Origin of the sequence: Mycolicibacterium helvum (genome assembly GCF_010731895.1) — a bacterium.
Lineage (GTDB): Bacteria > Actinomycetota > Actinomycetes > Mycobacteriales > Mycobacteriaceae > Mycobacterium > Mycobacterium helvum.
Window position 1 is genome coordinate 987,283 of record NZ_AP022596.1, and the last position, 13,910, is coordinate 1,001,192.

Annotated in this window: 12 protein-coding genes; 5 read left to right on the forward strand and 7 right to left on the reverse strand. The window is 67.9% G+C overall.

Annotated features, from left to right (window positions below; all coding sequences use genetic code 11):
• The first annotated feature begins 258 nt into the window (after positions 1–258).
• On the forward strand, positions 259–1,245 hold the full coding sequence (locus tag G6N38_RS04345) for a hypothetical protein (protein ID WP_163746411.1): 987 nt from the start codon (positions 259–261) through the stop codon (positions 1,243–1,245).
• 179 nt (positions 1,246–1,424) lie between these two features.
• Entirely contained in the window at positions 1,425–2,381 is a 957-nt protein-coding gene (locus tag G6N38_RS04350; protein WP_163746412.1) for a hypothetical protein, read from the forward strand.
• A 26-nt stretch (positions 2,382–2,407) separates the two neighbouring features.
• Here the strand turns inward: G6N38_RS04350 and G6N38_RS04355 are convergent, their stop codons facing one another.
• From G6N38_RS04355 to G6N38_RS04365, 3 genes are read right to left on the reverse strand one after another with little or no spacing between them, the layout of a single operon-like run.
• Positions 2,408–4,321, reverse strand: a complete 1,914-nt coding sequence (locus G6N38_RS04355; RefSeq protein WP_163746413.1) for an ABC transporter family substrate-binding protein — start codon at positions 4,319–4,321, stop codon at positions 2,408–2,410.
• 31 nt (positions 4,322–4,352) lie between these two features.
• Positions 4,353–6,257 (reverse strand): translational GTPase TypA, encoded by a 1,905-nt coding sequence (gene typA / locus G6N38_RS04360; protein ID WP_163746414.1) that lies wholly within the window; start codon positions 6,255–6,257, stop codon positions 4,353–4,355.
• Entirely contained in the window at positions 6,254–6,880 is a 627-nt protein-coding gene (locus tag G6N38_RS04365) for a hypothetical protein (RefSeq protein WP_163746415.1), read from the reverse strand. The genes typA and G6N38_RS04365 overlap by 4 nt, the downstream gene beginning before the upstream one ends.
• A 75-nt stretch (positions 6,881–6,955) precedes the next feature.
• Here G6N38_RS04365 and G6N38_RS04370 point away from each other — a divergent pair, with 75 nt between their 5' ends.
• On the forward strand, positions 6,956–7,228 hold the full coding sequence (locus G6N38_RS04370) for a hypothetical protein (protein WP_163746416.1): 273 nt from the start codon (positions 6,956–6,958) through the stop codon (positions 7,226–7,228).
• A 19-nt stretch (positions 7,229–7,247) separates the two neighbouring features.
• Here G6N38_RS04370 and G6N38_RS04375 read toward each other — a convergent pair whose 3' ends face one another.
• From G6N38_RS04375 to G6N38_RS30955, 3 genes are read right to left on the reverse strand one after another with little or no spacing between them, the layout of a single operon-like run.
• Positions 7,248–8,462: a cytochrome P450 gene (locus G6N38_RS04375; RefSeq protein ID WP_163746417.1), complete on the reverse strand. Its 1,215-nt coding sequence runs from the start codon at positions 8,460–8,462 to the stop codon at positions 7,248–7,250.
• Between the two features lie 12 nt (positions 8,463–8,474).
• Positions 8,475–8,861 carry a (deoxy)nucleoside triphosphate pyrophosphohydrolase gene (locus G6N38_RS04380; protein ID WP_163746418.1) on the reverse strand — a complete coding sequence of 129 codons (387 nt, stop codon included), beginning with the start codon at positions 8,859–8,861 and terminating at the stop codon, positions 8,475–8,477.
• Between the two features lie 10 nt (positions 8,862–8,871).
• On the reverse strand, positions 8,872–11,736 hold the full coding sequence (locus tag G6N38_RS30955; protein ID WP_163746419.1) for an Ig-like domain-containing protein: 2,865 nt from the start codon (positions 11,734–11,736) through the stop codon (positions 8,872–8,874).
• On the opposite strand from G6N38_RS30955, the gene G6N38_RS04390 reads away from it, so the two are divergent.
• Both G6N38_RS04390 and G6N38_RS04395 read left to right on the forward strand, forming a co-directional pair.
• Positions 11,702–12,085, forward strand: a complete 384-nt coding sequence (locus tag G6N38_RS04390) for a hypothetical protein (protein ID WP_163746420.1) — start codon at positions 11,702–11,704, stop codon at positions 12,083–12,085. The two genes, G6N38_RS30955 and G6N38_RS04390, sit on opposite strands and share 35 nt — an antisense overlap.
• Positions 12,086–12,301: 216 nt before the next feature.
• Entirely contained in the window at positions 12,302–12,586 is a 285-nt protein-coding gene (locus tag G6N38_RS04395) for a 4a-hydroxytetrahydrobiopterin dehydratase (protein WP_163746421.1), read from the forward strand.
• On the opposite strand, the gene G6N38_RS04400 is transcribed toward G6N38_RS04395, so the two are convergent.
• Positions 12,561–13,862 (reverse strand): mannosyltransferase, encoded by a 1,302-nt coding sequence (locus G6N38_RS04400; protein WP_407662973.1) that lies wholly within the window; start codon positions 13,860–13,862, stop codon positions 12,561–12,563. The genes G6N38_RS04395 and G6N38_RS04400 overlap by 26 nt on opposite strands.
• Positions 13,863–13,910: the final 48 nt, after the last annotated feature.

Consider the following 13,910-nt stretch of genomic DNA (forward strand, 5'->3'; position numbering starts at 1 on the left):
GGTGACACCCGTCACAGCCTCGGCTATCGCCGCACCCGGCCACAGAAGTTAGCCGGTCTTTGCAAGCGTCCAACCCTCAGCCGCACCAAAAGCGCCCCACCCGATGGATTGGATTGGCCCGCAAGGATTTTCTCCTGAACCGGCGATACGTCGGTGAACTGCGTGGCAAAAATTCTCAGGAAGAGTCTTTAGCCTTATCAGCCTCCTCTCAGGTATCGTTCTTTCTTAGCTGTGCCGCAAACAGCGGAGGGAGACGGCATGCGACGGGCCCTGGGGCCATTCCTCACCACAGGAGTGGCGTTGGTGGCGGCCACTGTGGTCGTCGCTAACCCGGTCGCGCCGCCGTCCAGGGACATGCAGATCTCGACGACGCAGTTGTCCACAAGCCCCGACTTGCTCAGCCCCTCCGATAAATCGCTGCTCAGCGCGCTGACGCCGCAGTTACCGCTATCCGGCATCGGCCCGGCGCTGGCGCAGATCCTGGCCGCGCTGGCCGCCGACGCCGACCGGATCAGCCGCGAGGTCGCCTCGGAGGCGGGCCCGCAGGGGCTGGCCACCGGGGCGCTATCCGAGCAAACCGCCTATCGGCCCGAGTCGATGGTGGCGCAATTCGTCGAGTCGCCCAACGCGACCCCCGTCGCCGCCAGCACCGGATTTGCCTCAGCAGTCGTCAGCTCTGATGTCGTACAGGTCCTCAATGGCTTAGTCGCCGACACCTCCTACCTCGGCGGGAAGGTCGTCGAGGCCTCCTACGCCCTCGTCCAGGTCATCATCAGGGTCCCCGAGTTCGTCATAACCGCCGCTTTGGACCTGCTCAACGGCAATGTCGCTGGTGCGCTGGAAACCGTCCAATCGGCCGTCCAAGCATTCTTCGGCCCCGGGCTGATCATTCTTGACGGGATCAGGGACGTCCTCTACGGCCGGCAGCTGCCGCCGCTGCCGACCGCCGCGAAGAAGCTCGTGCAGCAGATCACCGGGACAAGCCCTGACCAGTCGGCGACCGGCGGCACGGCGCGTACGACCAGTGCCGACAAGCCCCAGTCGGCCCGCAAGCAGGCGCAGGCACCGTCGACCGCTGCGCTGCGGCCCACCACCACGACGTCGAAGCCGGCCACCTCGGCTGACCAAGCGCCGACGTCCGCCAAGCCTGCTGGCAGCAAGCCGGCGTCGGGGTCGACACGCGGCACGGCCGGATCGGCCCGGGAATCGAAGTCCGCCGCCAGCACCGGCGCGTCGGCCGACTGACACCGACCGATGCCAAAGCCGCAGCCAGCGGCTTCGCCCATCGTCCGCGACACTCATCCGCGCGGTTCTCTAGTGGTTGCGCACTCAAGAAAGTCGGATCGCCGACGTGAATTACCCTTTTCCTCAGGTTGCTCTCAGGTAGTTTTGCTGGTCAGCTCACTACGGGGAAGGGGCCTGAAATGCCTGCCGCAATCAGCTCGCTCTACAAGACCGGCATCGCGCTAGCGGGGGCGGGCGTCATCGCCGTCAGTCCACTGGCTCCCAGCCACAATGCGCAGATCACGACCGCGCACCTGCCCGAGATCCAGCTCACGTCCCTGTCGGTCCCCGCACTCGGCGCCATCCCCTACCAGATCGGTATCAACGTCCTCGGCGACATCATCGCCGCGGCGCCGATCCTGATCGGCAGCACGCAACAGTGTGCGACCTACTGCCTGGGACCGAACACTCCCGCGCCTGCACCGACCTACGCCCCGTTCACCGGTTGGGGCCTGGTCGGGCTTGGCAAAGGGCTGATCTCCAGTCCGGTCGCGTTCATCGCGGCGCTGCAGGCTGGGCAGAACGTCGCCCAGGCGCTCGGTGCCGCACTGCTCGCCATCCAGGTGCCGATCACAAACACCTTCAGCCTGCTCACCGCTCCGCGAATTCCCGCTGGCGGCTTCGAGCTGCAGGCGACGCTGGATCGCGCGTTCGCCGCCTACAAGCATGCCGTCGACTACGCGGTGAACATCGCCGCCCAGGCACTGGTGACCGGCCCGCTGACCGTTCTGGGCGGCGCGGTCGAGGGCACGACGGCGTTCGCGGCAACGCTGGCCCAGACTGGTGATTTCGTCACCGCATTCAACAACGGTCGCGCGCCGATCCAGTCCTCGATCCGAACCGCCACAACCGATCTCGTCAACGAGATCAACGAGGGCCGCTCGACCATCTACGCCGACCTGACCGCCGGGCCCAAAGCGACCACCTCGCCGATCCCCACAGTCCCGCCGCCGACGGCAGCGGCGCGCGTGAGCAACGTGGATTCGGCCAAGGCAGTTTCTGGCAGCTCCGCCGCCGCCAGCAGCAAGTCCGCCGCCCCCAAGAAGGGTGCGGTCGCCGGTTCCAAGCGCGCGCACAAGGCCGCCACTGGCGGATAGGCCCCATAGGCCTACTGCGCAGCGGCCTACTGCGCGGCCTTGGCCCACCGGCCGGCGTCACCGACGATGCCGACCGGTACCGCCCCGGTCAGGCTCACGTTCTGCACGCTCGGGCCCACCGCGACGATCGTGGTGTCCTGCAGGATCGGCAGCACCGCCGACATGTTCCACAGTCGAGGTTCGACCAGATCGATCACATCGTCGATCTTCGCCGAACCATCAAGGGCGGCATCGATATTGGGCTGAATGCTGCGATCGCAGATGCCGGTGAGGTTCGAAGGCGCCTGCACCAGCGCACCGGACTCCGGCGCGGGCGGCGGTGCGGTGGTCGGCGTCGTGGTAGCGACGCTGGGCGGCGGACTCGATGATGAAGTCGGCGACGTGCTGGCCGGCGTGCTGGCCGGAGCCGCCGGCGCGGACGGGACTGCCGTTGCCTGCAAGGCCGGGCACCCATAGCGGGACGCCAGCAGCGTGGCCAGGTCACCACCGGCGGCGTGCCAGCCGACGATCGCGTCGACGCGGTTGTTCACCAGCGCATCCCCGTAGAGCACCGGCGGATCCAGCGCCAGCACGGTCGCGGCGATGCCCACACTGCGCAGCTGATCGGCCGCGGTGTTGGCGACGGCCACTGCCGTTGGGTCGTTAGCGGCCACCCCGATCACAAGCGACAGCGTCTCGCCATCCTTGCTGATCCGTCCGCGGGTGATCTCCGGCGGGCCCGGCTGCGGGGTGGCGGTGCGTGACCCCGCCGACGGCGGCGGCTGCACGGGCGATTCGGTCGGGGTGCGGTCGATCTGGAAGCCGGCCTGCTCGAGCATCTCGAGTGACCGCTGCCGGCCCAGGGCCGGCGGCGCGGTGGGCACGTAGCCCGGATCGCTTGGGGCGCGGACCTGAGCCTGGGCCAGGGTGACGGTGTTATCGCTGCCGGCCCCCACCGCGGCGAGCAGATCCACGTCGAGCAGGCCCAGAATCGCTTTACGCACAGCCGGATCCGACAACTTCGGCTCCGCGGCACGCAGCGTCAGCTGCATGACCCGCGGGGTGACGATACGTGCGGTGCGCACATCCGGGATCGCGGACAGCTGCGCGAACGCCGCCGCCCCACCGTGGACCTGGGCCACCTGGGTGTCACCGTTGCGGATCGAGTCGGCCAGCGCGGCGGGCGCGCCGGCGCGGCGGAACAGGATCTGATCGGGATGGGCGGGCGGTCCCCAGAATCGGTCGTTGCGGGCAAGCAGGATCTCGTCGCGCTGCGGGTCGATGTTGTCCACCCGGAACTGCCCTGCGGTGACCGGTAGCGCACGGGCCAGACCCGCCGGGAACCCGCCCGGTACGTCCTTGACGATGTGGGCCGGCAGCAGATCGTTGAACAGCTCCCGCCACGCCGGGTACGGCTGAGAGAACGTGACCACCGCGGTCTTGCCGCCCTCGATCGACTGCACGCCGGTAATCAGGTCATAGCCCGCCGGGTCGACCACGCCGGGCTGGCTGACCATCTGGCGCCACAGGTACCAGAAATCGTCGGCGGCGATCGGGGCGTTATCGGTCCAGGACGCCTCGGGGCGAATCTTGTAGGTGACCGTGAACGGGTTCTGGTTGGTCACTTCCGCCGAGACGAGCAGCGTCGGGTCCATCTCCCAACGGGATCCCGTCGAGGTGGCCGGGTCTGGCACCGGCCGGAACGAACTGGGCAACACCAGCGCGCTGATGGCCGCATTGACCGGGGACTGATCGGAGAGCAGATGCGGGTTGAAGCCGGCGCCGATGGAGTCGATGCCCATGATGATCTGGGTTGCCCTCGGCGGTAACGGGGCCGGTGAATTGGCCGTCTCCGTGCTCTGCGGCGCGGGCGGCGGGCTGACCGTACACGCGGCCGTGACCAGCGCTGACACGAACACAGCCAGGGCTCGCGGGCTGCGTCGTCGGGTCGGCACGCCCATCAGAGTAGCGACACGTCTGTGAGCCGCCGGGTCAACTGCGATTGGTCGCCTTGGCCCTGGCCTTGGCCCTGGCCCGGCCGGTGGCGTCCAGTTCGACCTTGCGGACGCGGACGATCTCGGGGGTCACCTCGACACACTCGTCCTCGGCACAGAACTCCATCGCCTGCTCGAGGCCCAGCTCCAGGGGCCGCGCCAGCGTCTCCATCACATCGGCGGTAGATGAGCGCATGTTGGTGAGCTTCTTCTCGCGGGTGATGTTGATGTCCAGGTCCTCGGCGCGCGGGTTGATGCCGACGACCTGCCCCTCGTAGGTGTCCTGGCCGGGCTCGACGAAGAACTGCCCGCGGTCGGCCAGCTGGATCATCGCGAACGGGGTGACGGCTCCGGAGCGGTCCGACACCAGCGAACCGGTGTGCCGGGCGCGGATCTCCCCCGCCCACGGCCGGTAGCCGTCGAACACCGCGTTGGCGATGCCGGTGCCGCGGGTCAGGGTCAGGAAGTCGGTGCGGAACCCGATGAGGCCGCGGCTGGGCACGATGAAGTCCATCCGCACCCATCCGGCGGCATGGTTGGCCATCTCCTCCATACGTCCCTTGCGGGCGGCCATCAGCTGGGTGATGGCGCCGACGAACTCCTCGGGACAGTCGATGGTCATGGCCTCGAAGGGCTCGTGCAGCTTGCCGTCGACGGTCCTGGTGACCACCTGCGGCTTGCCCACGGTCAGCTCGAAGCCTTCGCGCCGCATCTGCTCGACGAGCACGGCCAGCGCGAGTTCGCCACGGCCCTGGACTTCCCAGGCGTCCGGGCGGCCGATGTCGACGACCTTGATGGATACGTTGCCGACCAGTTCGGAATCCAAGCGGGACTTGACCATTCGCGCGGTCAGCTTGTGCCCCGACACCTTGCCGGCCAGCGGCGAGGTGTTGGTGCCGACGGTCACCGAGATCGCCGGCTCGTCGACGTGGATGCGCGGCAGCGCGTGCGCATGCTCGGTGTCGGCGAGGGTGTCACCGATCATGATGTCGGGAATCCCGGCCACCGCGACGATATCTCCAGCCACCGCTTCCTCTGTCGGCGTGCGCTCGACGCCTTCGGTGACCAGCAGCTCGGTGATCTTGGCGTTGGTAATGACGGGGTGCCCGTCCACGTCACGCATCCAGGCCACCTGCTGGCCCTTGCGGATACGTCCCTTGTAGATCCGGATCAGCGCGAGGCGGCCCAGGAACGCCGACGCGTCCAGGTTGGTCACCAGTGCCTGCAGCGGCGCCTCGGGGTCGCCCTGCGGCGGCGGAATGTGCTCGAGCAGGACGTCGAACAGCGGGTTGAGGTTCTCCCCATCGGGGTTCTCGCCGTTCGCGGGTTGAGTGGTGCTGGCGATGCCGGCGCGGCCGGACGCGTACAACGTGGGTAGGTCGAGCGCCTTCTCGGCGGCCGCCTGCGCCTCCTCGTCGAGGTCGGACGCGACGTCGAGCAACAGGTCGTGGCTCTCCTCGACGACTTCGGCGATGCGGGCGTCGGGCCGGTCGGTCTTGTTGACCACCAGGATCACCGGCAGGTGCGCAGCAAGCGCCTTGCGTAGCACGAACCGGGTCTGCGGCAGCGGCCCCTCCGAGGCGTCTACCAGCAGCAGCACCCCGTCGACCATGGACAGCCCACGCTCCACCTCACCGCCGAAGTCGGCGTGGCCGGGGGTGTCTATGACGTTGATCACTGTCATGGAACCGTCGGGGTTATGGCGATGCACGGCGGTGTTCTTCGCCAGGATCGTGATGCCCTTTTCCTTTTCCAGGTCACCGGAATCCATCAGCCGTTCGATGGTGTCGTCGCCACGGTGTGTCAGGGCACCGGACTGCCGCAACATGGCATCCACCAGCGTGGTCTTGCCATGGTCGACGTGCGCCACGATGGCGACATTGCGGAAGTCTTGATTGTTCACGGCCCTGATTCTCGCAGCGCAGGTGCCCTTTTGCGAAAACGGGGAAGGACCAGCAGGGCCGCACCAAGGAAACACAGCGCCCCGAGGAAGGTGCCGAGGTTCGCCAGCAGCTCGTCCTCGGTGATCCCGGTGCGCCGTACGAAGGCGCCCACCGCCGAGACGCCGAAGGCGATCGATCCGATCATGTTGATCCACTCGGCCTGCCAGTCCCGCGAGCCCAGCGCGATCAAGCCGATCGCGATCGAGGCCGCGGCCACCCCCAATGCCGCGCTCACCAGGAAGGCGACGGACCCCAGGGCATCCGGGGCCCACACGTAGTGGCGCCGCACCCCGGTCGCGTGCGCCCACACCGCGGAACCGGTGCTGATGTTGAACATGAGAGTTCCGGTGAATTGAATTGCCGCCGAGAGCCATTCCAGCTTCTGCGACGGAGCCGAGCGCACCAGTTGCATCCAGGCAGCGGTGGTGAAGAACCAGGATCCGATGAAGCACAGCCAGTTGGCGGCGCCCGCACCGGCAACGGCCGAAAAACCGGGCAGGGTCGCGAGCGCGAAGAACGCCGAGCCGACGGCGAAGAGCCAACACTGCCGCGACAGCGTCGCGCACGTCCCCACACTCGGCATTTCAGCAGGCAATCCACATCCGATGCAAACCCCGCGGGGTTAGCCTGAATCACCGCCGTCAATTGGAGGCCTGACATGACGGTTTATGAAGTTCTCACCATCGCGATCATTGTCATCCTCGGCACTGCCGCGACCGCCGGGATCTACCTCGGTCTGCTCAACTGGATCGGCGCGGCGTACATCGTGCGGTGCGCGACCTGTCGCCACCTGACGGTCTCGTCGGATCGCCAGCAGCCGCAGTCGTGTCCGCACTGCCGCCATCCGGTGCTGATGCACCCGGTGCACGCGGCTCATCACCCACGAGAATTCGCCGATGTGCGGGTCGTGAGTGACCCGCTGAAGCACTGAGTGCCCGACCCGCCGGCCGTCAGCTGGAAATCGGTGCGGTCGGGGTGAATTCGACGGGCATGGCTTCCAGTCCGCTGACGAAGTTGGCGGGTCGCAGTGGCAGTTCGGCGCCGTCGGCCAGTCGCAGATCCGGTAGCCGCGCCAGCACGCGTCGGGTCATGGCCGTCAGTTCCAGGCGAGCCAGCTGGTTGCCCAGACAGAAGTGGGTTCCGAAGCCGAAACTGACGTGGGTATTGGGATGGCGGTCGATGCGAAATGCATCGGGATCGCCGAACACCGTCTCGTCGAAATTGGCCGACTCGAACAGCAGCAGCATCTTCTCGCCGGCGTGCAGCGCGGCACCGTGGAAGTCGGTGTCGGCGGTCAGGGTTCGGCACATGTTCTTGATCGGCGAGGTCCAGCGCAGCATCTCCTCCACCGCGGCAGGCAGCAACTCGGGATCGTCCTGCACGGCCCGCCACTGATCGGGGTGCCGGGATAGCTCGGCGGTTCCGCCGGACAGGGTGTGGCGGGTGGTCTCATCGCCGCCGATGAGGATCAGCAGCGTCTCGGCGAGGATCTGCTCGTCGGTGAGCCGCTGCCCGTCGACCTCGGCAGCGATCAGCACGCTGACAAGATCATCGGCCGGTTCCCGACGGCGCGCCTCGAGGAAGCCACCCATGAACTCGTTGTAGGCGAGAAGCGCATTGGCCGCCGACGTCAGCGACTCCTCGGTGGCCGCCGAACTCAGCGCCACCACCATGTCGTCAGACCACGCCAGCAGGGTGGCCCGGTCTTCGGGTGCCACGCCGAGCATGTCGCCGATCACAGCCATTGGCAGCGGTGCGGCGAGGTCACGGACGAAGTCGCACTCGCCGCGCTCACAGATGGCGTCGATCAGCGTATCGCACAGCGCCTCAATGGATTTCATCTTGGCTTGAACCCGCTTGCGGGTGAAGCCGGCGTTGACCAGCTTGCGTCGCAACAGGTGCGCGGGATCATCCATGTCGATCATGTGCGGCAGCGCCGGAGTGGTGGGGCGAATCCCGCCGGCGTTGGAAAAAAGTTCGGGCTGACGCTCGGCGTCGATCACCGCGCGGTAGCTGGCGGCGGCCGCCAGGCCGTTGCGGTCCCGAAAGACGGGCTGGTGTTCGCGCATCCAGCGGTAGGCGTCACGCGCCTGCATGGTGGCGTAGAACCGGCCGTCCATGAGATCGACGCCGGCGGTGACGTCCGTGAGCACGCCCCAGATCATAGGGCGAGAGGCTCACCGCCCAAGGCGTTTCGAGAGCTCCGGCAGCCAGGCCCGATCCGCGGGCACCCAGTCCAGCGATGCCAGCTCGTCCACGCTCACCCAGCGCAGCGCACGGTGGTCATGGGGATGCAGGGCGCCGCCGGTGTGCGCGACGAGGTACCCACGCAGGATCAGCGACTCCCCGACGGGCACGTCGGGGCCGAGCCGATCGCCGACGACGACGTCGACCCCGAGTTCTTCGCGCAGCTCGCGAACCAGCGCGTCGGGCTCGGTCTCTCCCGGGGCGACCTTGCCGCCCGGCAGCTCCCACAGCCCGGCAAGTTCCGGCGGGCGCTGCCGCTGCGCCACCAGGAGCGTCGCGCCGGAGATCAGCGCTCCGGCGACGACGATCTGGGACACGCCAATGAGCTTATGTCGTGGTCGGATTCGCCTTCACGATGGTCAGCTCGTAGTCGTTGCTCTGCCATCCGTTCAGAAAGGCACCGATGGGGACCGCCATGTCTTGGCCATAGCCCGGTCCGCTGTCGTTGAAATACACCTTGCCGTTCGGAATGTCCACGGCGATCACCACCGCCTCGTGGTTACCGTCGGTGTAGTTCGGTGTTGCCGACGACCGGTATCCCGGCTGGGTGCTCCACACGATGGCGGAGTTGATCGTGACCATGGTGGCGTTGCCCGCGGCCAACGCGGCTTCCAAGTCGCTCAACGCGATCTGGGCGTCCGCGGCGGTGGCACCGGTGATCCTATTGCCGGCATCGTCGTAGACGCCGTACCGCTTGGTAGACGCTGTGACGCCCCAGTCGGGGTTGGTGTTCATCAGCTGCACCGCGTCCTTGACGGCGACTCCCTTGGCGATGTCCTCGTCGAGGTACATCCGCCTACCGGGGTAAGCGACGCTGGCGGTCGTCTTGGCCAGGTAGACCATCTCTTCTTCGGTTGGCTTGGTTCCGGTGACCTGGCCGACGGCCATCGCTGTCGCCATGAGCGTGCAATTCTGATAGCTCTGTTTCACCCACCAGACTTTGTTGGCGCGGTTGCCGTAATAACCCGTGCCGTTGACCGTCACCACGATTTCGCGTTCCACCGTGTCCGGTTTGGCTAGGCCGAGCCGGACCGCCAAGGTGTGCAGAGCGTTCTGCAGCATGCCCAACGCGCCGGGCAGATCGGCGGCGGTTCCATTGTCGACGGTGATGGTGAAGCGGTCGGTGATGCCCGGGGTGACCAACGTCGAATAAGGCGTGTAGGTGTATTTGCCCGTGGCGTCCCAGGTGACGGTGCCGTGCGTGGGTTGCTGGCTCACCCCATAGGTGACGGCGTAGCCGTTATTGCTCACCCCGTTGGCGTCCACCCGGATCGTCCCGGCGCTGGACTGGTTGTACCACTGGGGCGACAAAGTGGGCGTCCGGTTGAAAAAGATGTAGGTCAGCTGGCGGGACAGATCGCTCCACATTGATGCGAGCGTCTGCGCCGGGGTTGCCGCCGCTGTCGAATTGGCCTGAGCTGCAACCGACTTCACCTCGACGACGTTGTCACTGACCGCTGCGGCCGTGGCCGCCGGGCCGGGTGCACCGTTGTTACCGGACGAGCCGTTGGTACCGCCGGAACCGCCAGTACCGCCTGGCCAGGCACTGCCGCCCCAACCGCCGCTGCCCCAGCCGCCACCCGAGCCGCCGTCACCGCTGCCCTGTCCGCCTTGGCCACCATCGCCGCCCGAGCCGCCGTTGCCGCCCTTGCCGCCGGTGAAACCGGTGCCGCCGGCACCGGCCGCTGCGCCCCAGCCGCCGTTGCCGCCATCACCACCGCCGGTACCGCCCTGGCCGCCGGTACCGCCGTCACCACCGGCGCCGCCGTCACCACCGTCGCCGTTGGCGCCGCCCTGCCCACCGGGTCCGCCCGTACCACCGGTGCCGCCTCTGCCACCGGCCGCGCCGGCGCCGCCCACACCACCGTTACCACCGCGGCCGCCGTAGCCGCCGAGGCCGCCATTGCCATCGGGATCCGTTGTGTAGCCGCCCCATTTGCCCACACCGCCGTTACCGCCGTTACCGCCGGCGCCGCTGATTCCGTTGGTGCCATTGGCTGCGATGAAGAAGAGATAGCGACCCGCCCCTGCGGCGCCGCCGCTGGCTCCGCCGGGCCCACCGTTGCCGCCGGCCCCACCGGTGCCGCCGGGCGCGCCGTCACCGATCGCGACGTTCCCGGGGTAGCGCCCGTTCCCGCCCTGGCCACCCTGACCGCCTTGACCACCCTGACCACCGTCGCCGCCGCTGCCGAAGACGAAGCTGCCATTTCCACCGTGGCCACCCTTACCACCGGGGCCACCGTCCCCGCCCGGCCCGCCATCGACGGTGGTCAGTGATTCACTCGTTCCAGGCAAGCCGGTCTGGCCGACACCGCCATTGCCGCCGTTACCGCCCTTACCGAAGACCGACAGCAATCCGACGCTGCCACCATTACCGCCGTCACCGCCGCCGAAACCGCCGGTACCACCCGCGCCACCATTGCCCAACCAGAGACCGCCGGTGCCGCCATGTCCGCCGTTACCACCGTGATCGCCGATATCGCCGTAGGTCGGGCTGGTCCCACCAACCCCGCCGGCACCACCATTGGCGAACACCGAGAGCAGTCCCCCGCTGCCGCCGTTACCACCATTGCCGCCGTTGGTGGATGCGCCACCGGCTCCACCGGCACCGCCGTAGCCCCACACCGACATCAATCCGGTGTTGCCGCCATGGCCGCCGTTACCGCCGGTGGCGCCGATCGGAATCGCGTTCCCACCTGCCCCCGCATTGCCGCCGCTGCCCAGGTACAGGCCACCACTGCCGCCGTTTCCGCCCTGACCGCCGCTGCTGTCCACTTCGGCCTCGCCGGCCAACACACCGCCAGCGCCACCCTTGCCGCCATTGCCGAACATGCCGGCCGCGCCGCCGTTGCCCCCCTTGGTGCCCTGCGCGAACGCCTCACCACCGGCGCCGCCGGCGCCGCCATTGCCCGCGATCAGGCCGCCGCGGCCGCCCCGGCCGCCGTTGCCGGCCTCCACGCCCGCGCCGCCGGCACCTCCGTTGCCGAACCAGCCGGCCGCGCCGCCGTTGCCACCGTTGAAGCCGGCACCGCCATCGCCGAACATCCCGCCATTGCCGCCCTTGCACACGGTGCTGCCGGTGCAGGTGTCGGTCGTCCACGAGTAGCCGTTGCCGGCGATGATGCCGGCGTTGGGATGCGCGGCGGTGCCGTTACTGATGAAGAAGCTGACGACGTCCTGGGGGGTCGGCAATGCCGGCACCGCCGCTGCCCTGGGCGCGGTGGTGCGCGCTGCCACGGGCGCTTTGACACTGGTGTCGGCCGCACTGACCGCGGCGCCAGATGCGGTCGCCGGTTTGGACGACTTCGACGCTGCCGGCGGCTTCAAACGCATGGTAGGCCGGTGCTGGCCAGTGGATTTGGTGCTGCTGCTGGACGTGCTGGGGCCGTTGGTGCCGGCCGATCCGGCCGTGTCGGCCGACGCTGTCGCGGGCATCGAGGCCAGCGCGGCACCGATGCCGAGGGCGATCGCGGAGGCGCCGAGCCAGCCGCCGAACTCCGCGGGAAGTACCCGCAACCAGGAAGGCCGCCGAGTCTCGTGACGGCTTTCGGTGATCGTAGACATGGCAGTAGAAGTCATCAGCGCCCCCGAGGTTGATGTGCGGGTTGCCCCGGTACCGTCCCGCTTCTTGAGACGGAGCTGTCGAGCAACGCTGGCAACCTAACACCGCTCCGGCAAACGAGTCCCGAACTTGAGACAGATGTCCTGGTTCTTTGTTGACCTTCCCCTCGGGTGCCGACCGGGGAAGACTTGGACCATGCCGCTAACCGATGAAGAAATCGATTCCGCCGTCGGGGATCTCGACGGCTGGGAGCACACCGACGGTGCGCTGCGCCGCTCGGTGAAATTCCCGGCCTTCCTGGACGGCATCGACGCCGTCCGCCGGGTCGCCGAACACGCGGAGGCCAAGGACCATCACCCCGACATCGATATTCGCTGGCGGACAGTCACTTTCACCCTGGTGACGCATTCCGAAGGTGGTATCACCGCCAAGGACGTGCAGATGGCGGCCGCTATCAACGAGATTGTCGGCGACCGCTAGCCGCAATCCAGGCCAGCGTCGTCAGCGTTGCCACGATGTAGATCAAACCTGGCCAGGCCAGATACCAGGGCCGGCTGATCTGCCAGATCGTGGGCTGGGCGAAGCTCAGCAGCCACGGCACCCCGATCAGCGTCAGCACCAGCCAGCCCCACCCCAGCAACCGCGCACCCGCCCTGCTCCGCCACGGACCGTGGATGAGCCAGATCATCAACGGCAGCAGCCACACCCAGTGATGCGTCCACGAGATCGGTGAGATCAACAGGCCGAACAGCTGCACCACCAACAACAAGCCCAACCGGTCACCGTCCAGCGCGCGCCAGGCCAGCAACGCCAGCGCCGTCGTCACCACGATGCCGGCCAACACGATTGGCCCGTAGCCGGCGTCATGGCCGAGAATCCGCGAGATCGCGCCGCGCCAGGACTGATTGAACGAGGTTCCGATCGGGCCGACGCGGCTCGCGTCACCGAGCAGGTCGGTGAAATAGAAGCGGGCCTGCTGACCGATCACCGCGACGGACAGCCCGACGGTCGCGAAGAACACCAGCGCGGAGAAGGCCGCTGCGCCCCAGCGGCGCACACCGAGGAAGTACAGCCCGGTGATGGCCGGGGTCAGCTTGATGCCGGCCGCCACACCGACCAGCAGGCCCGATAGCCACCACCGACTGCTGTAGGCGGCGTACAGGACCGCCAGCACCAGGATGACGTTGATCTGGCCGTAGTCGAAGTTGCTGCGCAGCGGCTCGATCCAGATACCGACGGCGGTCCACAGCATCGCGACACGATGGCCTTGCCAGGCCGGCACCCCGAGCAGCCGTTGACTGACCCTGACCACACCGTAGAGCGCGGCAACAATGCCGACCTGCCAGCAGAAGGCGACCAGCCCGAACGGCAGCAGGTGCAGCGGATAGAACACCAGCGCGGCGAACGGCGGGTAGGTGAACGGCAGCGGGAAGTCGGGGGTCTGATCGGCGTAGACGTAGGAGTACAGCGTGCCGGGGTGGTCGAGCGCGGCCGCGCCACCGAGATAGACGTGCAGGTCGACGAAGTTGGCACCGTTGGGCACAAGGTAGGTCCAGGCCAGGCGGGCGGCGACGCTGACGAGCAGCAACACGCCGGCCAGCCAGGCTGGCCGCGCCGCCGGGGCCGTCGTGTCCACCGTGCGACTGTAGCGACGGATGCGGCCGACTCCACGACTTCGGCGCGCTGGCGAGCGCCGGGCGCGTTCGGCGCACGTCACCGCGCCGAACACCGGCCGGCCCGCGACGGCCCCGTGCATCACCATCGGCCATCACTGCCGTAACGGTTGAATAAACACCACACGTGT